Raw genomic sequence first — 20,502 nt, forward strand, 5'->3', positions numbered from 1 at the left:
AGGAGATCCGTGCACCGCTCGGGGTCGGCCCGGGTGTCGGCTCAGGTCAGTGGCGCCGGCCCCTGCCCGTGCCGTTGTTGCCGGAGGTCGAGAAGACCTGCACGACGGAGGGGCGCGGCACGGCGACCCGGTCCCGCACCTGCACCGGGCCGGAGGCCGGCAGGTAGTCCGGGAAGTACGAGGTGTGCTTGCCCCACTCGCCGTCCTCGCCCGGGTGCTGGACGTTGACGAACACCGAGTTGTCGCGGTCGTGGATGACCGGGCCACAGGTCTCGGCATCCACCGGGACCGAGAGGAACTGCTCCACGCGGCCCCGGTTGCGGCCCTCGAGGGTCACCTTGTGCAGGGCATCGCCGAAGCCGATCTTGCCGGGGGCGCCGTCGGTGGAGATCCACAGGTTGCCCTCGGAGTCGAACGCCAGGTTGTCCGGGCAGGAGATCGGCGAGACCTTCTCCGCCGGGAACCCGGAGAAGTACGCCGATTCGGACTTCGCGGGATCGCCGGCGAGCAGCAGGATGTTCCAGGAGAACCGCTCGGCGGTGTGGTCACCGCGGCGCTCGACCATCTCGATGACGTGGCCGTCACGGTTGCCGGCGACCGGGTTGGCCTCGTCCGCGGTCTGCGCGGTCCGGTCCGAGTTGTTGGTCAGGGCCATGTACACCTTGCCGGTGACCGGGTTGGTCTCCACGTCCTCCGGGCGGTCCATCGGCGTGGCACCGACCCGGTCCGCGGCCAGGCGGGTGTGGACCAGGACCTCGTCCACGGTCATGCCCTTCACCAGGGACCGGTTCCCCCGGACCAGCGGGATCCACCGGCCGCGGCCGTCGAAGGCGCCGTCGGAGGGGAGGTCACCGGATCCGTCGATCTCGGACTCCGGGGAGTCCCCGCGGAACTGGGCCACGTACAGGGTTCCGTCGGAGAGCAGCGTCATGTTGTGGCGCTTGTCCCCCTTGCGGTACCTCTTCCGGGAGACGTACTTGTACAGGTAGTCGTTGCGCTCGTCGTCGCCGGAGTAGACCACCGCGTGACCGTCGCGGGACAGCACCGCGGTGCCGGCCTCGTGCTTGAACCGGCCCAGTGCGGTGTGCTTGACCGGAGTGGAGGTGGGGTCCTCCGGGTCGACCTCCACGATCCAGCCGAAGCGATTGGCCTCGTTCGCGTAGCCCTCGTTGTTCAGGTTGAAGCGAGCGTGGACGGTCTCCCACTTGCGCTCCGTCGGGCCCGGCTTGATGCCGATGCGGCGCTCCTCGGCGGCACCGGTGCCGACGAAGTACTGGTTGAAGTTCTCCTCGCCGGAGAGCACGGTTCCCCACGGGGTGGTGCCGCCGGCGCAGTTGTTCAGGGTGCCCAGCACGGTGGTGCCCTCGGGGTCTTCCACGGTCTTGAGCAGGTCCGAGCCGGCGGCCGGACCGTCCACCGCGAAGGGGGTGAAGCCGGTGATGCGGCGGTTGCGCCGCCCGCCGCGGACGTACTCCCACGGCTGGCCCCTGCCCTCGCGCCGGAGCTCGACCACGGACATCCCGTGGGCCGCGATGCCCGCGTTGACGACGTCCTCGGGGTTCGAGGCGATGTACTCCGGGGAGAACATGATGTTCTCGTTGGTGTACTCGTGATTGGACACCAGGTAGCCACGGCGGTCGTCGCGGCCGTCGGTGATGACGTCCAGGTAGTCGTTGTTGTAGCCGAACTGCCGGGACTGGGACTCACCGGTCTGGGCGGTGATGTCGAACTCCGGGGAGTCGGCGAACAACGGGTCACCCCAGCGGATGATGGCCTTCCAGTCGTAGCCCTCCGGCACGGTGACATCGTCCACGGTCTTGGGGACCCCGTTGAGGGCCCGGAACTCGAGCTTGCCGCCGCCCTTCGGGTGGGTGCCGCCGTGGGCCTCCGCGGTCGGGGCGGTGGAGACGGCCTGGGCGCCCACGACGACGGCGGCGGCCAGTCCGCCGCCCAGGCCCAGGGCGGCGCGGCGCGAGATCGCGGCGTCGGCGATGTCCCGGAAGTGGGTGTTGCCCGAGGTGTTGGGGGCTTCATGGGCGCAGGCGTTGCCGCACTTGAGCTGGCAGGTGATGGGCGAACGGTTGCCACGGGTGTGGCCGGCCATGGGCAGCTGGCGCTTCAGCAAGGAGATCTCCTCAAGGTGGTGGATGAGCGTATCCACCGTTCACCCCGAAGGATGCGTCCCGGACGCGAAACGGTGACGTCCCGGTGAACACTTCGTGAGCGGGACGTCGCTCAGGCCGGCCGGGCCGCCTCCAGCACCGCCCAGGCCGCGCGGAGCCGGTCCCGCCACCACCGCTGCCGGTCCTCGCCGGCGCGCAGCGCGCCCCGCGCCACCGGGACGGGGGCCGGACCGGGACGGAGCCGGCCGGCGTCGGGGACCCAGGGCGGGTCCGCGACGTCCTGGGCGAACAGCGCCACGGTGCCCAGCCCGCAAGCGTGGGGCAGTCGCGGCAGGCTGGCGGCGAGCGCCACCCCGGCGGCGATCCCCACCGAGGTGTCCAGCGCCGAGGACACGACCGCATCCAGACCGGCGGCCTCCACGATCCCGAGGGCGCGGCGCACCCCGCCCAGGGGCTGGACCTTGACCACGACGAGGTCCGCGGCCCCGGCCCGGGCGACGGCCACGGGGTCGGTCTCCTTGCGGACGGACTCGTCGGCGGCCAGCCGTACCTCGATCCCGGCGCGGTCCAGGGCCTCGCGCAGCCGGGCGAGCCCCTCGATGCCCGCCACCGGCTGCTCGGCGTACTCGAGCCCGTACCCGGCCAGCCGGCCCAGCGCCGCCAGGGCGGTCGCGTGGTCCCAACCCTGGTTGGCGTCGACGCGGAGGGCTGCCTCCGGCAGCAGGCGGCGCACCTCGGCCACCCGGGCCACGTCGTCGTCGACGTCCTGGCCCGCTTCGGCCACCTTCACCTTGACGGCCGGGACCGCGCCGAAGGACTCCAGGACGCGCCCGACGTCCCCGGGCCGGACCGCCGGGACGGTCGCGTTGACGGGGACGGTCTCCCGCACGGGGGCCGGCCAGCCGTGCCAGCCGGCCTCGATCGCCGCGGCGAGCCAGCGGGCGGACTCCCCCGCGTCGTACTCGGGGAACGGGGAGAACTCGGCCCAGCCGGCCGGCCCGTGCAGCAGCATCGCCTCGCGCACGGTGGTGCCGCGGAAGCGGGTGTGCAGGGGCTGGGTGACGACGACGGCGCCGTCCAGCAGTTCGTCGGCACCGGGCAGCGACAGCCCGGCCAGCAGGGGCGGGATCATGCCCCCAGCCTATTCAGCGTGCGTGGTGGTACCCGAACTTGCGGGCCACGGCCACGGCGCGGGCGTGGTCACCGAGGACGGTCTCCAGTGCCTGCACCACGGCGGCGGTGGTCTCCGGACGCAGGGTCCAGTCCTCGGTGAACGGGTCGTCCCACCGGGCCCAGGCGCTGCCGGTGGCGGCCAGGGCCAGCGCCATCTGCTCGAGGGAGTCGAAGGTCGGCTCCGGGTCGTCCAACCGGTCCTCCCAGCCGTCGTCCCCGGGCGCGGTGAGGACCTGGCCGGTGTTCGCGTCGAGGATGAACGGGTCGGCGCCCTGCTTGGCCACCACCGTCCACTCCTCGTTCCAGTCCACCAGCCGGGCCGCGGTGCTCCGGTTCCATCGGTAACCGGCCTGCTCGTCCCAGAGCCGTTCGAGCGGGAAGAACAGGAAGGGCAGCCCGGCGGTGTCGATCTCGATCCACTCGGGTCCCACCTCGCGGTAGAACCGGGCCAGCTGCGGGGCCAGGGGTGTCTCCCCCGCCCACTCGATGGGTTCCTGGCGGCTGACGGAGCCGAAGAGGGCGAGTGCCTGGCGTGCCGCGGCGTGCTCGGGAGTGGTCCCCGCGATGTTGGACATGGGGCCGAGGATAGACCGCCCGTCCGTCGCCCGCGTGACGGTCCGGCGAAGAATGGTCGACGGACCGGTGACGGGATCCTCCCAGCCGACTGGACCACAATGGAACCCATGCCCTCTGCCGTTCCCGACACGCTGCCCGTCCGGTCCGCCCGTCGGCCGGCCCGTGACCCCTGGGCCTGGCTGCTGGCGCTGGCCGGCTGCATCGCGCTGCTCCTGGTGGTCTTCACCGCGTTCGTGGGCACCTCCACCGGCCAGGTGGCGGAGTACATGGCCCTGGAGGCCGCCACCCACCGGCTCGCCTCGCTGCACGGCTCGGTGACGGTGGTGCTGGTCCGGTTGCCGCAGATCGTCGGGGTGGTCGGGGTCGCGGTCTTCGTGGTGCTCACGGTCTGGCGCCGGCGCTGGTTCGCCTCGCTGGTGGCGGCGGCGGGGTTCGCGGGGGCCAACCTCACCACCCAGGTCCTCAAGAACGTGCTGTTCGTCCGGCCGGTGCTGGACAACGGGGTGCCCTACTACACGGGCAACTCTCTGCCCTCGGGGCACACCACCTTCGCCGCGGCCGCGGCCCTGGCCGTGTTCCTCATGGTGGCCCCGCGGTGGCGTCCGGCGACGGCCGCGATCGGTGCGCTGTTCGCCACCGCGGTGGGGGCGGGCACGTTCATCGAGGCCTGGCACCGCCCGGCGGACATGGCGGCGGCCTACCTGGTCGCCGCCGCCTGGGCGCTGGCGGCCGGCTGGGTCATCCTGCGCACGGGACCCGGCTGGAACACGGTGGGCAGGCCCAGCGCCCGTCATCCGCGGCCGGCGGGCCACCCCGGCTGGGACGTGGCCCTCTGGCTCGGCGGCCTGCTGGCCACGGCCGGGGCCTGGCTGGCCTTCCAGGCCGCCGGGGGTGTGGCCGCCCTGACCCCGGTTCCGGACTGGCACTCCGGCTGGCACTTCCTGGCCGGGCTGCTGCTCTCCGTGGGACCGGGGCTGCTGGTCTTCGGGTTCCTCTCGACCTTCTTCCGCTGGCAGGCCGGGCGCCGCTGAGTCAGGCCACCGGCCCGGGTCCGCGCGGCAGGGCCCGGGCGAACACCACCGCCCCGGCGCCGGCGATTGCCGCGATCACCCAGATCCCGGTGGCGAGCCCCGCCAGGGCCGTGACCGCGGAGAGGATCGCCGGACCCGCCAGGATGCCGGCGTCTGCCTGCAACCGCCACAGGGCCAGGAACTGGGGCCTGGCCTGCCGCGGGGAGTAGTCGGCGCCCAGGGTCATGACGATCCCGGAACCGAAGCCGTTGCCCAGCCCCACCACCAGCGCCACCGCGGTGAACCATCCCGGAGCGCCGGTGAGCGGGATCAGGGCCATGCCCAGGCCCAGCCCGCTCAGGCAGGACACCGCCACGATGCGCCGGCCGCGGCGGTCCATGAGCAGCCCCGAGGGGTAGAACATCAGCAGGTCCGCCAGCCCGGTGACCCCGTAGATGACGGACGCCGCCGCGGGTGAGAGCCCCAGGTGGGTGGCCCACAGGGGGATGACGGCGGAACGGCAGGCCCGGGTGGCGGACAGGCAGATCACGGCCACGCCCACGGTGGTCAGCACCCGGCGGTGCTCCCGGGCCAGCGAGCGCAGGGTGGGCCGGGCCTGCGGGACCGGTGGGGTCCCCGCGCCCACCGGGCCCGGCACGGGCAGCTCCCGGATGGCGAAGCTTCCCGCCGCGGCCAGGGCCATGGTCAGCGCACCGGCCGCGAACGCCCCGTGCAGGCCGAGGAGGGCCTGCAGCCCCGCGGCCAGGAACGGCCCGAGGAACAGGCCGATGCGGATGGTGCCGCCCAGGGTGGACATCGCCCGCGCCCGGTGGCTGACCGGGACGGCGACCGCCAGGTAGGACTGCCGGGCCAGGTTGAACCCCGCCCCGGCCATGCCCACGACGAACAGCCCGGCGAAGAACAGGGCGAGCCCGGCGGCGTCGGGCACGGACAGCCAGCCGGCGACGGCGGCCCAGGCCACCAGCGCGCCCACCGCACCGGTCCAGGCGGAGACGATGATGGTCCTGCGCTCCCCCGCCCGGGAGGCCAGGTGCGCGGCGGGCGCGTTGGCCAGCAGCGAGCCGATCCCGACGAGGGTGACGGAGGCGGCGGCCACGGCCACCGAGGCCCCGAACGCGGTCGCCGCGGGGGCCATGGCCGGGGTGATGGCGCCGACGCCCACGGAGTAGACGGCCGAGGGCGCGTAGACCTGGAACGCCGCGGCGAGCGGGTGGGGCCTGGTCATGACAACCGCCGGGCCAGGTGCCCCGACTGCTCCGCGCCGTACACCGCACCGTCCCCGCCGACGGCCCGCTCCATGGCGTGCAGCATGCGCCGGACGTGGTCCATGCCCACGACGGCGCCGTGCCCGGGGACGATGACCCGGTAGCGGTCCGCCAGCTCGAGGATCCGGGCCAGGGCGGTCGGCCAGTCCCGGGGCCAGGCATCCTCGAAGGCCGGGTCGGCGCCCTCCTCGACGAGGTCCCCGGCGAACAGGACCTCACCGGCCCCGACCAGCAGGTCACCGTCGGTATGGCCGCGGCCCACGTGGAACAGCGTGGCGCCGACCCCGCCGAGGTCGATCGTCCGCGGTTCGTCCCCCACGGTGTGCGTGGGCGGCAGGATCCGCGCGTGGGGCCCCTCACCGGCGGCGAAGGCCGGTTCGAGGGCACGCACCTCGCCCCGCTGGTCCTCGCCGTGCTCGCGCAGCGCGGCCGCGGCGCGCTCGTGGCCCCAGACCTGTTCCACGCCGGCGGTCCCGGGGTCCGCCAGGTAGGCGTTGCCGAACACGTGGTCGAAGTGGGCGTGGGTGTTGACCGCCACCAGGGGCAGGGCGGTCAGCTCGCGTACGCGGTCCAGCAGCCAGGCGGCCTGGACCGGCCCGGCACCGGTGTCCACGAGCAGGGCCCGGTCCGTCCCGACGACGAGGCCCACGTTGGCCTGCCAGCCCGGCAGGGCCAGGGCGTGGGCGTGCGCGGAGAGCTGGACCCACCCCGTGCCTGGCATCGGGCCAGACTACCGCCCGGCCGGTCCTCCCTCTCGCGCGGCCGAACCCCGGGAAGTAGGCGGCGCGGTGCCCGCCGCCGCTAACATGGCCCCCATGCCCAGGCCCGATACCGCAGCACCGACATCCGATCCCAGGACCCTGAACACCGTGGACGCGGCCCATCCGCGCAACGGGTTCGACCGGTTCTTCATGATCTCCCGGCGCGGTTCCTCCGTCGCCCAGGAGATCCGCGGCGGGCTGGCGACCTTCCTGGCGATGAGCTACATCATCGTGCTCAACCCGCTCGTGCTCTCCGGGGCGGACGCGAACGGGGACACCCTGGGCATCGGCCGGGTGGCCGCCGTGACGGCGCTCGTGGCCGGCGTCGCGACGATCGTCATGGGCGTCTGGGCCCGGCATCCCTTCGCCCTGGCCGCCGGGCTCGGCGTCAACGCGCTCGTGGCCATCACCGTCGCCACGACCCAGGGACTGACCTGGCCGGCCGTGATGGGACTCGTGGTGATCGCCGGACTGGTCATGGCCGTGCTGGTGGCCACCGGCTTCCGGCAGGCGGTGTTCAACGCCGTGCCGGACGCCCTGAAGACGGGGATCGTGGTGGGCATCGGCCTGTTCATCGCCATGATCGGCTTCGTCAACGCCGGGTTCGTCCGCCGCGTGCCGGACGCCGCCGGCACCACCGTCCCGGTCGGGCTGGGCACCGGTGGTGACCTGGAGGGCTGGCCGGTGCTCGTGTTCATCGTCGGGCTGCTGGTCACCTCCGTGCTCGTGATCCGCAAGACCCGCGGGGCCATCCTCATCGGGATCGTGGTGGCCACCGTGCTGGCGAACATCCTCGAGGCGGTGTTCCACATCGGCCCCTCGGTGGACGCCGAGGGCAACGTCAACCCGACCGGCTGGTCCCTGGTGGCCCCGTCCTTCCCGGACTGGAGCGCCCCGGACGTGTCCCTCGTGGGACAGGCGGACCTGTTCGCGGCCTTCAGCCAGGTCGGCCCCCTGATGGCACTGCTGCTGGTGTTCGTCATCCTGCTGTCCGTGTTCTTCGACGCCATGGGCACGTCCGTGGGCCTGGCCCGCGAGGCCGGCAACGTCACCCGGGACGGTCAGATCCCGCACCTGAACCGGGTCCTCATGGTGGACGCCCTGGCCGTCTCGGCCGGCGGCGGCGCCTCCGGCTCGGCCAACCAGATCTTCGTGGAGTCCGGCACCGGCATCGGCGAGGGCGCGCGCACCGGCCTGGCCTCCGTGGTGACCGGCGTGCTGTTCCTGCTGGCCATGTTCCTGACCCCGCTGATCCACCTGGTGCCCTTCGAGGCGGTCGCCCCGGCCCTCGTGGTGGTCGGCTTCATGATGGCCACGCAGGTGCTGCACATCGACTGGACGGACCTGGGTGCCGCCTTCCCGGCGTTCCTGACCTTCATCCTCATGCCGTTCACCTATTCGATCGCCAACGGCATCGGCGCCGGCATGATCGCCTACGCGGTGATCCGCACCGCCCAGGGACGGGCCCGCGAGGTGCACCCGCTGCTCTGGGTGGTGGCCGCCGCCTTCGTCCTCTACTTCGGCATGGGCGTTTTCCGGGGCCTGCTGGGGCTGTGATCCACGCCCCCGGCGTGGGGTTGAATGGTGGCCATGAGTTCTTCGGACACCACGACGTCGGCCCCCACCTCGCACCCGCCGGTCGCCGAGCGGCGCCCCGTGCCGCGCGAGCACCACGGCCAGGCCTTCACGGACGACTACGACTGGCTGCGGGACAAGGAGTCCCCCGAGGTCATCGCGCACCTGGAGGCGGAGAACGCCTACACGGCCGCGGTCACCGAGGACCAGGAGCCGCTGCGCACGGCCATCTTCGGCGAGATCAAGGCCCACACGGTGGAGACGGACCTGTCCGTCCCGGCCCGCAAGGACGACTGGTGGTACTTCTCCCGCACCGAGGAGGGCAAGCAGTACGGCGTGCAGTGCCGCGTGCGGGCACGGGACACCGGTGACGCCGTCGCGGACTGGACCCCGCCGGTCATCGAGCCGGGCGTCGCGGTCGAGGACGAACAGGTCATCCTGGACGGCAACGCCGAGGCCGAGGGCAAGCCCTTCTTCTCCCTCGGCGGCCTGGCCGTGTCCCGGGACGGGAACCTGATGGCCTACGCCGTGGACCATGCCGGCGACGAGCGCTTCACCCTGCGCGTCCGGGACCTGCGCACCGGCGAGGACCTGGCCGACGAGATCCCCAACGTGTCCTACGGGGTGGTCTTCGACCGCACCGGCACGCGCGTGTTCTACACCGTCCCGGACGAGTCCTGGCGTCCCTACCGCATCCTCGCCCACACCCTCGGCACGCCGAACGAGCAGGACCAGCTGCTGTTCCAGGAGGACGACCCGGGGATGTGGTCCGGCTTCGGGCTCTCCGCCGACCGCACCGAGCTGATCGTGTCCATCGGCAATTCCGAGCTCGCCGAGACCCGGGCCCTGGACCTGCCCGAGGGCGCCGGGGAGCCGCTGGGCGGGCTGCGCGTGCTCGTGGACCGCTCCCTCGGCCTGCTACACGGCGTGGACCCGGTGACCCTGGACGGCCGGCGGCACTACGTGATCGTCCATGACAAGGACCTGGCCACGGGGGCCGACGCCCCGAACAACATGGTCTCCCTGGCCGCCCGCGAGACGGTGACGGACCCGCGGTCCTGGCGCACCGTCGTGGAGCACTCGGCCACCACCAAGGTGGACGGCGCCGCCGTCACCGCCACGCACCTGGCCCTGAGCGTGCGCCGCCAGACGACTCCGCGCACCCTCGTGATGCCGCTGGCCGGGCTGGGCACGGACCAGCAGGGCCGGCCCGTGGAGCCGGACTTCGGCGAGGAGCTGTACTCATGCGAACTGGCCGGGGCCCCCTACGAGTCGCCCTACCTGCGGTTGTCCTATACCTCCTGGGTGACCCCCTCCCAGGTGCTGGACTGGGAGATGGGCGCCGGCGAGGCTGGCGACCTGCACCTGCGCCGCCAGGTCGAGGTGCCCGGCTACGACCCCGAGCAGTACCTCGTGGAGCGCTGGTGGGCGCCGGCCGAGTCCACGGACCGGCGGGTGACGATCCCGCTGACGGTCATCCGGCGCAAGGACACCGAGTGGGACGGTTCCAACCCCTGCGTCGTCTACGGCTACGGCAGCTACGAGGTCTCGATGGACCCGGGGCTGTCCGTGGCGCGGTTGTCCCTGCTGGACCGCGGCGTGGTCTACGTGGTGGCGCACGTGCGCGGTGGGGGCGAGCTGGGCCGTACCTGGTACGACCACGGCAAGAAGCTGCACAAGAAGAACACCTTCACCGACTTCGTGGACGCCACCCGGTTCGTGGCGCAGTCCGGCTGGGTGGACCCGGACCGGATCGCCTGCATGGGCGGCTCGGCGGGCGGGCTGCTGATGGGCGCGGTGCTGAACCTGGCCCCCGAGCTGTACCGGGCGTGCGTGGCGCAGGTGCCGTTCGTGGACGCGCTGACCTCCATCCTGGACCCGGACCTGCCGTTGTCCGCCCTGGAGTGGGAGGAGTGGGGCAACCCGATCACCGACCCGGAGGTGTACCGGTACATGGCCGAGTACACCCCGTACGAGAACGTGCGGGCGGTGGACTATCCCGCCGTCGCGGCCGTGACCTCGCTGAACGACACCCGGGTGCTGTACGTGGAGCCGGCCAAGTGGGTCCAGCTGCTGCGCCGCACGGTCACCTCGGACCAGTCCACGCCGCTGGCCGCGGGGGGCTCGCCGATCGTGCTGAAGACGGAGATGGACGGCGGCCACGGGGGCGCCTCGGGTCGCTACCGGGCCTGGGAGGACCGGGCCTGGGACTACGCCTTCCTGCTCACCGCCCTCGGCGCGAGCCAGCGGGTGTGAGCCGTCGCGCGGTCAGCGTCACCCCGGCGCTGGCCGCGACGACCAGCACGATCGCCAGGGTGCGCAGCAGCCCGGACTCCTGGCCCAGCAGCAGCCACCCGAACAGGGCCGCGAAGGCCGGTTCCAGGCTCAGCAGGATGCTGAACACCGCCGGTGGCAACCGGCGCAGCGCGTTGAGCTCCAGCGAGTAGGGCACCACCGAGGACAGCAGCGCGACCAGGAGCCCCAGCCCCAGCAGCGCCGGGTCCGCGAACGCGCCGGCGGCCCCCGGCACGCCCAGTGGCGCCACGACGGCGGTGGCCACCACCAGTGCCACGGCCAGTCCCCCGCTGCCCGGCATGAGCGCCCCCACCCGCTTGCTGGTGAGGATGTAGGCCATCCAGAACGCCCCGGCGACCAGGGCGAAGAGCACGCCGACCGGGTCCAGCGCCTCGTCCCCGGAGGCGCTGTCCACCGCGAGCAGGGCCATGCCCGCCAGGGCCACGGCCACCCAGAGCCCGTCCACCCACCGCCGGGCGAGGAGGGCGGCCAGCACCAGCGGTCCCAGGAACTCGATGGACACCGCGACCCCCAGCGGGATCCGGTCGATCGCGGCGTAGAAGACCCCGTTCATCGCACCCATGGAGATCCCGAACAGGACCACCGCCGTCCACTGCGCGCGCGTCCAGCTGCGGATCCGCGGCCGCACCAGACCCAGCAGCACCACCGCGGCAAGGCCCAGCCGCAGCGTGGTGACGCCCCAGGGGCCCAGGACCGGGAACAGCTGCACCGCCACGGCCGCGCCGAACTGCAGCGAGACGCAGGCCCCGATGACCAGCACGACCCCGGTGGCCAGGGCGCGGGGCTGGACGCCGACCGCCCGCGGCGTGGGGACGATGATCGGCAGCGGGTTGGTCGAGGGAGTCACGTGCCCATTGTCCCCGGCCTCCCGGTGGCCCGCCGGAGTTCACCCGCAGGCCACCGGCGTTTCACGGCGCGCGGCTTCACTGTGGGCATGGAGAACCACCCGGCGCCGAACCGCCGCACCCTGCTCAAGGGTGCCGCCGCGGCCGCCCTCGCCAGCACCCTGCCCACCACGCTCACCACCGGACCGGCGGCCGCGTCCCCGGCGGTGTCCGCACGCCGCGCCGCGGCCCGCCTGACCCTGCCCTCCGGGATCCAGACCGGTGACGTCACGTCCCACTCCGCCGTCCTGTGGTCCCGCGCCTCGGGCGAGGGCCGCCTCCAGGCGGTCCTGCACGCCCTCGACGCCGACGGCGACCGCGTGCGGTCCCGGGGCCGGCGTCGTGGTCATGGAGCGGGCCGGGACGGTGAACCGATCCGCCTGCGCGGCCCGTGGGCCACCGCGGACACCGACTTCACCGCGCGCATCCAGGCCCGCGGCCTGCCGTCCGGCACCGCGTTCGACCTGGAGCTGTCCTTCGAGGACGAGCACGGACGCCGCAGCGAGCTCGGCACCGGCCGGTTCAGCACCGCCCCGGGGCGCCGGTCGGACGGGGCGCAGAGCTTCGTCTGGACGGCCGACACCGCCGGCCAGGGTTACGGCATCAACCCCGACGTCGGGGGCATGTTCGGCTACGAGACGATGCGCTCGTTCGACCCCGACTTCTTCCTGCACGCCGGTGACACCGTCTACGCGGACGGTCCGATCGCCGAGACCATGACGGAGCCCGACGGGACCCTCTGGCGCAACGTCGTCACCGACGAGGTGGCCAAGGTGGCCGAGACCCTGCGGGAGTTCCGCGGCCGCCACAGCTACAACCTGATGGACGCCAACGTGCGGGCCATGTACGCGCAGGTGCCGGTCATCGCCACGTGGGACGACCACGAGACCACCAACGACTGGTGGGCCGGCGAGGTGCTGACCGATGAGCGCTACACCGTCCGGGACGTCGACACCCTCGCCGCGCGCGGTCGACGCGCCTGGCAGGAGTACCAGCCGATCGCCGACCACCGGGCGATGTCCCGCGGCAGCGGCCTCGAGCCGGCCCGCATCTACCGCAGGATCGAGCGCGGCCCCCAGCTGGACGTGTTCGTCCTGGACATGCGCACGCACAAGGGCGAGAACACCGACGGCATGGAACCGCACGCGACCGCCCTCCTCGGCGAGGAGCAGCTCGAGTGGCTGCTGCGCGGGCTCAGGACCTCGAAGGCCACCTGGAAGGTCATCCTGGCGGACCTGCCGCTGGGCATCATCGTCCCGGACGGGAAGGGCCAGGAGTCCATCTCCAACGCCGACCACGGCCAGCCGCTGGGCCGCGAACTCGAACTGGCCCGGCTGCTGTCCGGCATCAAGCGGCAGGGCAGCCGCAACGTCGTGTTCCTGACCGGGGACGTGCACTACTGCGCCGCCCACCACTACTCACCCGAACGGGCCCGATTCACGGACTTCCATCCGTTCTGGGAGTTCGTGGCCGGTCCCATCAACGCCGGGTCCTTCGGACCCAACGAGATGGACCACACCTTCGGTCCCCACGTGGACTTCCAGAAGGCCGGTCCGGCGATGGGATCACCCCGCGACGGCGCGGGGCAGTTCTTCGGGCGCGTACAGGTGGCCCCGGGGGGCGAGGAGTTCACCGTGGAACTGATCGACGCGAACGGCCAGGTGCAGTACACCCGGACGCTGACCCCGGAGCGCTGAGCGCCGACGCCCCGGATCAGGCGGGCCGGCCGGCGGTGCGGCCCAGCTTCCGCAGGACCGCCTGCAGTTCGTCCTCGCCCAGGCCGTGCCGCCGGAGCAGCGCCGCCACCGACCCCTCGTCCGGCAGGGAGTCCGCGAACTCCTCCAGGGCCCGCAGCCGGCCGGTGAGGAACTCCTCCAGTTCCGCACCGGCCATATGCCGCTCGTGGGGGTGGGGCACGGGGCTGATGCGGTGCCAGTCGTTGATGCCCCGGGCGCCGGCGTCGTACTGCGGCAGGACCAGGTCACGCCGACCGGCCAGCATCAGCAGCAGGGTGACCACGAGCCCGGTCCGGTCCCGGCCGGCCGAGCAGTGCAGCACCACCGCCCCCGGTGCCGCCGCGATCGCGCTGAACACCCGGGCCAACCGGTCCGGGAAGTAGCGCAGGGTGGACGGGTAGTACCGCGGGTGGTTCGGGTACGGTGCGCCGGCGGCGAGCGCCGGCGCCATGTACTCCGCCACGTCCTGGTCCTCCACCGGGCAGTGCACGACGTCGATCCCGGCCCGGGCGGCATCGCCCACCGCGGGGTCGGTGGGCCGGCGGGTGCGTTCGGGCTCGTTGCGCAGGTCGATCACCGTGGTGACGCCGTCCTGGCGCAGGTGCCGCCAGCCGTTCTCGGTCAGCCATTCCTGGCGCCCCATCCGGTAGATGAGCCCCAGCACGTGGTGCGCGTTGACCGCTCCGTCCCAGTTCATGACACCACTGTGCACCGTCCGGCCCGATTTGTCCGACTCCCCCGGCCCCCGTTAGGGTCAACCGTCTACCTCCCAGGTGGGTGGCCGATGCACGATCCCGGCCGCCGTCCTCCCCGGCCCCGACCCGGCGCCCCCGGCCGCCCCGTGCGCCGGGCCTACCGCCTGGTCGGCCCTGGAACACCCCTGACGGGGTGAATCGCACAGGAAGCGGCACTCGTGTCCAGCTCTGCACCACAGTCCTCCGTCCGCAATCGCTTCTCCAGGCCGAGCCGTCCACCCCGGAAGAAGACCCCCGCGGCGGCCATCCGCAAGGCCACCGCGGCCTCCGCGCTCGGCAACGCCACCGAGTGGTACGACTACGGCGTCTACGCGGTGGCCACGGCCTACATCACCCAGCACTTCTTCCCCGGTGAGGGCGGCATGCTGCTGACGCTGGCCACCTTCGCGATCTCCTTCCTGGTGCGGCCGCTGGGCGGACTGGTCTGGGGACCCCTCGGGGACCGGATCGGGCGCAAGGGCATCCTGGCGCTGACCATCCTGCTGATGTCCGGTGCCACGTTCCTGATCGGCGTGCTGCCGACCTTCGACCAGGTCGGCTGGCTGGCCCCGGTGCTGCTGATCGTGCTGCGCATGGTCCAGGGCTTCTCCACCGGCGGCGAGTACGGGGGCGCGGCCACCTACATGTCCGAGTACGCCCCGGACCGCCGCCGAGGCTTCCTGGGCTCCTTCCTGGAGTTCGGCACCCTGGGCGGCTTCGCCCTGGGCACGGCCGTCATGCTGCTCCTGGAACTGCTGCTGTCCCCCGAGCAGATGAGCTCCTGGGGCTGGCGCCTGCCGTTCCTGCTGGCCGCCCCGATGGGCCTGATCGGGTTCTACCTGCGCTCCAAGCTGGACGACACCCCGGTGTACGAGGAGATGAACGACGACGCACCGGCCGCCGCCGAGTCGGTCGACACCCCGTCGCTGCCGCAGCTGTTCCGCACCCACTGGAAGCCGATGCTGGTGATGACCGGGCTGGTCATCTCGGTGAACGTGGTCAACTACACGCTGCTGTCCTACATGCCCACCTACCTGGAGCAGCAGATCGGCCTGCCCGCCTCGGCCGGGCTCGCCATCATCCTCATCGGCGAGGTCGCCATGATGGCGCTGATGCCGTGGTCCGGCGGCCTCTCGGACAGGTTCGGCCGCAAGCCGTCCTGGTACTTCTCCCTGGGCGGGATCATCCTGCTGGCCATCCCCATGTTCATGCTCATGGGCATGGACTTCGGGCTGGCGCTCGTCGGCTTCGCCGTGCTGGGCCTGCTGTACATCCCGCAGCTGTCCACGATCACCGCCACCTTCCCGGCGATGTTCCCCACCCAGGCGCGGTTCTCCGGCTTCGCGATCACCTACAACATCGCCACCTCGATCTTCGGGGGCACCGCCGCGCTGGTGAACGAGTGGGCCATCGGGGTGACGGGGGACGTCAAGTTCCCGGCCTACTACATGATGGCCGCCTGCGCGGTGGGACTGGTCAGCGTGTGGTTCATGCGGGAGACCGCGGGGGCCTCCCTGCGCGGTTCGGAGATCCCCGGCGCCGTCGGCTCGGCCGTGGTCCCCGGCTCCCCTGCCGAGACCGCGCTGGAGCAGGGCCGGCAGCCCGAGCAGCGGACCATGGCGGAACACGAGATGCTCGCCGCGGCCGCAGAGGCCCGGGAGGCGGCCGCCAGCGGCAGGGGCGGCGTGGCCCTCCACCACGACGACCACCACGAGCACGACGACGACGTGCCGGCGGGCGCCCCGGCCCGCTGACACCGCGCCCTGTGCCCCTGACCCGGCGGATTCCCAGGATCCGCGGGGTCAGTGCTCTCGGTGGGGCTGGCTAGACTCTGCCGGGTGAGCAACGCAGAACACACAGACCTCCCGGCCCGCGTCTCCGACGTCTTCGACCCCACCCGCTGGCGTGTGGTGGAGGGATTCGACCTCGAGGACATCACCTACCACCGGCAGGTCGAGCGCGACGCCTCCGGCGCCGTCGTGAGGGACCTGGGCACCGTGCGGATCGCCTTCGACCGCCCGGAGGTCCGCAACGCCTTCCGCCCCGGCACCGTGGACGAGCTCTACCGCACCCTGGACCACGCCCGGATGACCCCGGACGTCGGTTGCATCCTGCTCACCGGCAACGGCCCCTCCCCCAAGGACGGCGGGCACTCCTTCTGCTCCGGCGGGGACCAGCGCATCCGCGGGCGGGACGGCTACCGCTACGCCGAGGGCACCTCCGCCGAGACGATCGACCCCGCGCGCGCCGGCCGGCTGCACATCCTCGAGGTCCAGCGGCTGATCCGCACCACGCCCAAGCCGGTCATCGCCGTCGTGAACGGCTGGGCCGCCGGCGGCGGGCACTCGCTCCACGTGGTCGCGGACCTGACGATCGCCTCGCGCCAGCACGGCAGGTTCAAGCAGACCGACGCCACCGTCGGCTCCTTCGACGCCGGCTACGGCTCGGCGCTGCTGGCCCGGCAGATCGGCCAGAAGAACGCCCGCGCCATCTTCTTCCTGGCCCGCGAGTACTCGGCCGAGGACATGGTGCAGATGGGCGCCGTCAACGAGGCCGTGGACCACGAGCGCCTCGAGGAGGTGGCCCTGGAGTACGCCGCGGACATCAACCGCCAGTCTCCGCAGGCCATCCGGATGCTGAAGTTCGCCTTCAACCTCGCCGACGACGGGCTCTCCGGCCAGCAGGTCTTCGCCGGCGAGGCGACCCGCCTGGCCTACATGACGGACGAGGCCGTGGAGGGACGGGACGCGTTCCTGCAGAAGCGCGATCCCGACTGGTCCGGCTTCCCGTACTACTTCTGATGCCGCTGACCGACTCCGGGCTCGAGGACGCCCGGCGCGCGCTGGCCGCCGCGCTGGACGGGTCCGGGCCGCCGGTGGAGTTCACCGCGGACGGGCGGGTGCTCCCCCGCCCCGAGGCCACGGATCCCTCGCGCGGGGGCTCGGCCGGCGTCGTCGCGGTGGTGCGGACCTCCGGGTCCACCGGCGCGCCCAAGCAGACCCTGCTCACCCGCGAGGCCCTGGCCGCCTCCGCCGCCGCCACCGCCGCGCGCATCGGCGGCGAGGGGCAGTGGCTGCTGGCCGTGGGGCTGCAGTTCGTGGCCGGCCTGGCCGTGCTCTCCCGGTCCCTGCGGGCCGGGACCACGCCCGTGCCCACCGCCCCCGGCCCGTTCACCGCCCGGGGTTTCGCCGAGGCCGTGGACCGGCTGGAGCGCGGCACCGGCTTCCGCGCGGTCTCCCTGGTCCCCACCCAGCTCGCCCGCCTGCTCTCCCCCGATGACGGTCCCGACCGGCTGGCGCTCGATGCGCTCCGCACCTTCGATGTCGTGCTGGTCGGCGGGGCCCGGGTGCCCGATACCGTGCGCGCCGCGGCCGCGGACGCACGCATCGCCCTGCACCTGACCTACGGGATGAGCGAGACCTGCGGCGGCTGCGTCTACGACGGCGTCCCGCTCGAGGACGTCACCGCCGAGGTCGTCCACGGCGCCGACGGTGACACCCCCCGCTTGCGGCTGTCCGGGCCCGTGGTCGCCGCCGGCTACCTCGACGACCCCGGCCGCACGGCCGAGCACTTCGGGACGGGCACCGACGGCGACCCGGCGCGTCGCTGGTACCTCACCGAGGACACCGGCACCGTCCAGGGCGCACCCGGCCACCAGCACCTCACCGTCACCGGCCGCGTGGACGACGTCATCATCACCGGCGGGGTGAAGGTCTCCGCCGCCCGGGTCCAGGGGGTGCTGGAGTCCCTGCCCGGCGTCCGCGCCGCCTTCGTGGGCGGGATCCCCGACGACGAGTGGGGCCAGCGCCTCTGCGCCGCCGTCGCGACGGATGCGTCCTGGGACGAGTCCGCCGCCCGCAGCACGGTGCGGCAGGCCCTGGGCCCGGCCGCGGCACCGAAGGACTGGCTGGTGCTGGACGCACTGCCCCTGCTGCCCAACGGCAAGACCGACCGGCAGTCACTCCTGGAGCGCTTCCGGACGTCGTGATGCCCCGGGGTGCCGCCCTGGCCTGTGGCATCCACCGCCTGCGGCGCATCCAATGCGGCCGCGAGGTGGGAGAATAGGCCGCTGGACTCACCGCCCCGATGGAAGGACCCGCCCTATGGCCACCGCCGCCCAGTGGATCGACGGCGCGCGACTGCGCACCCTGCCGATGGCGATCGCCCCGGTCATGATCGGCTCCGCCGCGGCGGCCGAGCTCGGGGGGTTCCACCTCGGCCGGGCGGTGCTGGCCCTCATCGTGGCCCTGGCCCTGCAGGTCGGCGTGAACTACGCCAACGACTACTCGGACGGCATCCGCGGCACCGACGACGTCCGCGTGGGCCCGCTGCGCCTGACCGGCTCGGGGGCCGCACCGGCCGCCACGGTCAAGGCCGCCGCCTTCGCCTGCTTCGGGGTGGCCTGCCTCGCCGGCCTGGCGCTCGTGGCGTGGGCGGGCACCTGGTGGATGATCGCCGTCGGGGTGCTGGCCGTGGTCGCCGCCTGGTACTACACGGGCGGCAAGAAGCCCTACGGATACCTGGGTTTGGGCGAGGTGTTCGTGTTCATCTTCTTCGGGCTGGTGGCCGTGCTGGGCACCACCTACACGCAGGCGCTCGAGCTCTCCGGTCCGGCCTGGGCCGGCGCCGTGGGGTGCGGACTGCTCTCCACCGCCCTGCTGATGGCCAACAACGTCCGGGACATCCCCACGGACCGCGAGACGGGCAAGATGACGCTGGCGGTTCGCCTCGGCGACACCGCGGCGCGCTGGTCCTACGTGGTGATGGTGGCGGTGGCCGTGCTCCTGCCGCTGCTGTTCACCGGCGAGCACCCGTGGCTGTGGCTGGTCCTGCTGGCCGGCGCGGTGGCCGTGCGTCCCTCGCTGACCATGCTGCACGCCACCGAGCGGCGGGACCTGATCCCGGTGCTGAAGCTCACCGGCATCCTGGGCCTGGTCTACGCCGTGCTGTTCAGCGTGGGACTGCTGCTGTGATCAGCGCTGGTCGTCCCTCGGCTGCTCCGGGTCGAAGTACCGGCCCTCGGTGTAGGCGTCCTCGACGTCCATGTCCGCCTGCTCGGTCCTGCCCCGGTCCGCCCGGCCGCGGCTGCGGCCCGTCCACGCGTTCGCCACGTCCTGTGACGCGCCGGTGCGCAGGTCGTTGAAGAACAGGTAACCGGCGGCCAGGGCGATGACGGCCGCGGCGATGGTGGAGAACACCCAGCCGAGGTTGAGCAGCATGCAGGCACCCCAGACCACGAAGAAGATGGCCAGGCGGATCAGGGCATACTTGAGCAGACGCACCCCGGTAGTCTACCGGGGTCCGTAGAATGGATGCATGCCCCGCTTCCTGATCCCCCTCGGCATCGTCGCAGTCGGCGTCATCATCTATGCGCTCATCGAGTGCCTGATGACCCCGAAGCACCAGGTGCGGGCTTTTCCGAAGACCGCCTGGGTGCTGATCATCATCCTCGTCCCGCTGATCGGCGCGTTGCTGTGGCTGTTCCTCGGCCGGGCCCGGTCCCGTCGCAACGGCGGCGCCCCGGGCGGCCGTCCCGCCGCGCCGCGCCGGCCCTCCTCCCCCGACGACGACGCGGCCTTCCTGCGCCAGCTCGATGTCCAGCGTCAGCAGCAGGCCCGCAAGGCCGAACTGGACCGCCGCGAGGCGGAGCTCAGGGCCCGGGAACAGCAGACGGACGGGCGCTCGGAACAACCCGAGGACGGCGGTCCCGCCTCGTCCTGAGTTGGGGGGGTCCTCCCCATCGCGGCCCCGTGCGGACCCCTGTCAGAGCGCCGGCGGATCGCCCATGGGCACGGACGAGCGAGAGGGCCTGGACTCCACGAACATCGTCTGCGTGGCCCCCGCCGGCAACGGCCACGAGGTCTCCGGCCACACCGGGGTCCCCGTATCATGTCATCGAATACCCCCTGGGGTCGGAGAGCCCGGCGTACCCGTTCACAGGACTTGACCGGGTGTCCGTGGACGAGGGGGAAGGCCAGATGACACGGGGAGCCCGCGGACCGATGGCGGCGCTCGCCGCGCTGGCCGCCGTGACACTGGGCGGATGCATGAACCCGCAGGGCCGAGCAGGACCCGAACGGCCACCGCCTCTACGGGGCCACCCAGGACGAGGTCGCGCTCCAGGTCACGTTCCGCGAGACCGGGACGCGGACGGCGCTGTCCTGTCCATCGTGATGAGCTCCCCGGACCCGCTGTACCCCAACGACGACCGGTCGAAGTTCACCAACGGAACGCCCAGGCCCCTGCCGTCGCCGTCGGAGTGATGCCTACTCCGGGATGCCGGCGTAGGAGTGCAGGCCGGGGAAGTAGGTGTTGACGATGGTGAAGT

General features: G+C 72.7%; 17 protein-coding genes. 9 read left to right on the forward strand and 8 right to left on the reverse strand.

All coding sequences use genetic code 11. The annotated features are described in order from the left end of the window. Positions 1-46: 46 nt before the first annotated feature. From Q0283_RS12165 to Q0283_RS12175, 3 genes are all read right to left on the reverse strand, one after another. Complete coding sequence (locus Q0283_RS12165) at positions 47-2,125, reverse strand: PhoX family phosphatase (protein WP_298044841.1); 2,079 nt, start codon at positions 2,123-2,125, stop codon at positions 47-49. A gap of 110 nt (positions 2,126-2,235) precedes the next feature. Then, positions 2,236-3,255 (reverse strand): o-succinylbenzoate synthase, encoded by a 1,020-nt coding sequence (locus Q0283_RS12170; RefSeq protein WP_298044843.1) that lies wholly within the window; start codon positions 3,253-3,255, stop codon positions 2,236-2,238. 13 nt (positions 3,256-3,268) lie between these two features. After that, on the reverse strand, positions 3,269-3,871 hold the full coding sequence (locus Q0283_RS12175; protein WP_298044844.1) for a hypothetical protein: 603 nt from the start codon (positions 3,869-3,871) through the stop codon (positions 3,269-3,271). A 108-nt stretch (positions 3,872-3,979) separates the two neighbouring features. Here Q0283_RS12175 and Q0283_RS12180 point away from each other — a divergent pair, with 108 nt between their 5' ends. Continuing rightward, entirely contained in the window at positions 3,980-4,903 is a 924-nt protein-coding gene (locus tag Q0283_RS12180) for a phosphatase PAP2 family protein (protein WP_298044845.1), read from the forward strand. A 1-nt stretch (position 4,904) separates the two neighbouring features. Here Q0283_RS12180 and Q0283_RS12185 read toward each other — a convergent pair whose 3' ends face one another. Together Q0283_RS12185 and Q0283_RS12190 are read right to left on the reverse strand one after the other, a co-directional pair. Continuing rightward, positions 4,905-6,128, reverse strand: a complete 1,224-nt coding sequence (locus Q0283_RS12185) for an MFS transporter (protein ID WP_298044847.1) — start codon at positions 6,126-6,128, stop codon at positions 4,905-4,907. Beyond that, positions 6,125-6,889, reverse strand: a complete 765-nt coding sequence (locus Q0283_RS12190) for an MBL fold metallo-hydrolase (RefSeq protein WP_183527710.1) — start codon at positions 6,887-6,889, stop codon at positions 6,125-6,127. Before Q0283_RS12190 ends, Q0283_RS12185 begins: the two co-directional genes overlap by 4 nt. 190 nt (positions 6,890-7,079) lie before the next feature. On the opposite strand from Q0283_RS12190, the gene Q0283_RS12195 reads away from it, so the two are divergent. Continuing rightward, complete coding sequence (locus Q0283_RS12195; RefSeq protein WP_050813572.1) at positions 7,080-8,486, forward strand: NCS2 family permease; 1,407 nt, start codon at positions 7,080-7,082, stop codon at positions 8,484-8,486. Between the two features lie 33 nt (positions 8,487-8,519). Beyond that, the gene (locus tag Q0283_RS12200; protein ID WP_298044848.1) at positions 8,520-10,760 is read left to right on the forward strand and encodes a S9 family peptidase; all 2,241 of its coding nucleotides are present in this window, start codon (positions 8,520-8,522) and stop codon (positions 10,758-10,760) included. Here Q0283_RS12200 and Q0283_RS12205 read toward each other — a convergent pair. Beyond that, positions 10,729-11,667: a DMT family transporter gene (locus tag Q0283_RS12205; protein ID WP_298044850.1), complete on the reverse strand. Its 939-nt coding sequence runs from the start codon at positions 11,665-11,667 to the stop codon at positions 10,729-10,731. The two genes, Q0283_RS12200 and Q0283_RS12205, sit on opposite strands and share 32 nt — an antisense overlap. An 87-nt stretch (positions 11,668-11,754) precedes the next feature. Between Q0283_RS12205 and Q0283_RS12210 the strand changes: the two genes are divergently transcribed. Continuing rightward, on the forward strand, positions 11,755-13,401 hold the full coding sequence (locus Q0283_RS12210) for an alkaline phosphatase (protein ID WP_298044852.1): 1,647 nt from the start codon (positions 11,755-11,757) through the stop codon (positions 13,399-13,401). Positions 13,402-13,417: 16 nt separating this feature from the next. Here Q0283_RS12210 and Q0283_RS12215 read toward each other — a convergent pair whose 3' ends face one another. Further along, the gene (locus Q0283_RS12215) at positions 13,418-14,137 is read right to left on the reverse strand and encodes a tyrosine-protein phosphatase (RefSeq protein ID WP_183527716.1); all 720 of its coding nucleotides are present in this window, start codon (positions 14,135-14,137) and stop codon (positions 13,418-13,420) included. A gap of 216 nt (positions 14,138-14,353) precedes the next feature. Between Q0283_RS12215 and Q0283_RS12220 the strand changes: the two genes are divergently transcribed. From Q0283_RS12220 to Q0283_RS12235, 4 genes are all read left to right on the forward strand, one after another. Then, positions 14,354-15,928 (forward strand): MFS transporter, encoded by a 1,575-nt coding sequence (locus tag Q0283_RS12220; RefSeq protein WP_183527718.1) that lies wholly within the window; start codon positions 14,354-14,356, stop codon positions 15,926-15,928. 84 nt (positions 15,929-16,012) lie between these two features. Beyond that, positions 16,013-16,975: a 1,4-dihydroxy-2-naphthoyl-CoA synthase gene (locus Q0283_RS12225; RefSeq protein WP_298044854.1), complete on the forward strand. Its 963-nt coding sequence runs from the start codon at positions 16,013-16,015 to the stop codon at positions 16,973-16,975. Then, on the forward strand, positions 16,975-18,162 hold the full coding sequence (locus Q0283_RS12230; RefSeq protein ID WP_183527722.1) for an AMP-binding protein: 1,188 nt from the start codon (positions 16,975-16,977) through the stop codon (positions 18,160-18,162). Before Q0283_RS12225 ends, Q0283_RS12230 begins: the two co-directional genes overlap by 1 nt. Before the next feature lie 115 nt (positions 18,163-18,277). Next, positions 18,278-19,147 (forward strand): 1,4-dihydroxy-2-naphthoate polyprenyltransferase, encoded by an 870-nt coding sequence (locus tag Q0283_RS12235; protein WP_183527724.1) that lies wholly within the window; start codon positions 18,278-18,280, stop codon positions 19,145-19,147. Here Q0283_RS12235 and Q0283_RS12240 read toward each other — a convergent pair whose 3' ends face one another. Further along, on the reverse strand, positions 19,148-19,456 hold the full coding sequence (locus Q0283_RS12240; protein WP_010143136.1) for a DUF4229 domain-containing protein: 309 nt from the start codon (positions 19,454-19,456) through the stop codon (positions 19,148-19,150). A 34-nt stretch (positions 19,457-19,490) separates the two neighbouring features. Here Q0283_RS12240 and Q0283_RS12245 point away from each other — a divergent pair, with 34 nt between their 5' ends. Continuing rightward, the gene (locus Q0283_RS12245; RefSeq protein WP_183527726.1) at positions 19,491-19,895 is read left to right on the forward strand and encodes a PLD nuclease N-terminal domain-containing protein; all 405 of its coding nucleotides are present in this window, start codon (positions 19,491-19,493) and stop codon (positions 19,893-19,895) included. Positions 19,896-20,502: the final 607 nt, after the last annotated feature.

The organism is uncultured Citricoccus sp. (genome assembly GCF_937871995.1).
Lineage (GTDB): Bacteria > Actinomycetota > Actinomycetes > Actinomycetales > Micrococcaceae > Citricoccus.

Bases quoted from the DNA above. Each gene is read 5' to 3' on its own strand.
- Q0283_RS12170 (WP_298044843.1), bottom strand. From the start codon at position 3,255: ATGATCCCGCCCCTGCTGGCCGGGCTGTCGCTGCCCGGTGCCGACGAA.
- Q0283_RS12175 (WP_298044844.1), bottom strand. From the start codon at position 3,871: ATGTCCAACATCGCGGGGACCACTCCCGAGCACGCCGCGGCACGCCAG.
- Q0283_RS12180 (WP_298044845.1), top strand. From the start codon at position 3,980: ATGCCCTCTGCCGTTCCCGACACGCTGCCCGTCCGGTCCGCCCGTCGG.
- Q0283_RS12185 (WP_298044847.1), bottom strand. From the start codon at position 6,128: ATGACCAGGCCCCACCCGCTCGCCGCGGCGTTCCAGGTCTACGCGCCC.
- Q0283_RS12190 (WP_183527710.1), bottom strand. From the start codon at position 6,889: ATGCCAGGCACGGGGTGGGTCCAGCTCTCCGCGCACGCCCACGCCCTG.
- Q0283_RS12195 (WP_050813572.1), top strand. From the start codon at position 7,080: ATGATCTCCCGGCGCGGTTCCTCCGTCGCCCAGGAGATCCGCGGCGGG.
- Q0283_RS12200 (WP_298044848.1), top strand. From the start codon at position 8,520: ATGAGTTCTTCGGACACCACGACGTCGGCCCCCACCTCGCACCCGCCG.
- Q0283_RS12210 (WP_298044852.1), top strand. From the start codon at position 11,755: ATGGAGAACCACCCGGCGCCGAACCGCCGCACCCTGCTCAAGGGTGCC.
- Q0283_RS12215 (WP_183527716.1), bottom strand. From the start codon at position 14,137: ATGAACTGGGACGGAGCGGTCAACGCGCACCACGTGCTGGGGCTCATC.
- Q0283_RS12230 (WP_183527722.1), top strand. From the start codon at position 16,975: ATGCCGCTGACCGACTCCGGGCTCGAGGACGCCCGGCGCGCGCTGGCC.
- Q0283_RS12235 (WP_183527724.1), top strand. From the start codon at position 18,278: ATGGCCACCGCCGCCCAGTGGATCGACGGCGCGCGACTGCGCACCCTG.
- Q0283_RS12245 (WP_183527726.1), top strand. From the start codon at position 19,491: ATGCCCCGCTTCCTGATCCCCCTCGGCATCGTCGCAGTCGGCGTCATC.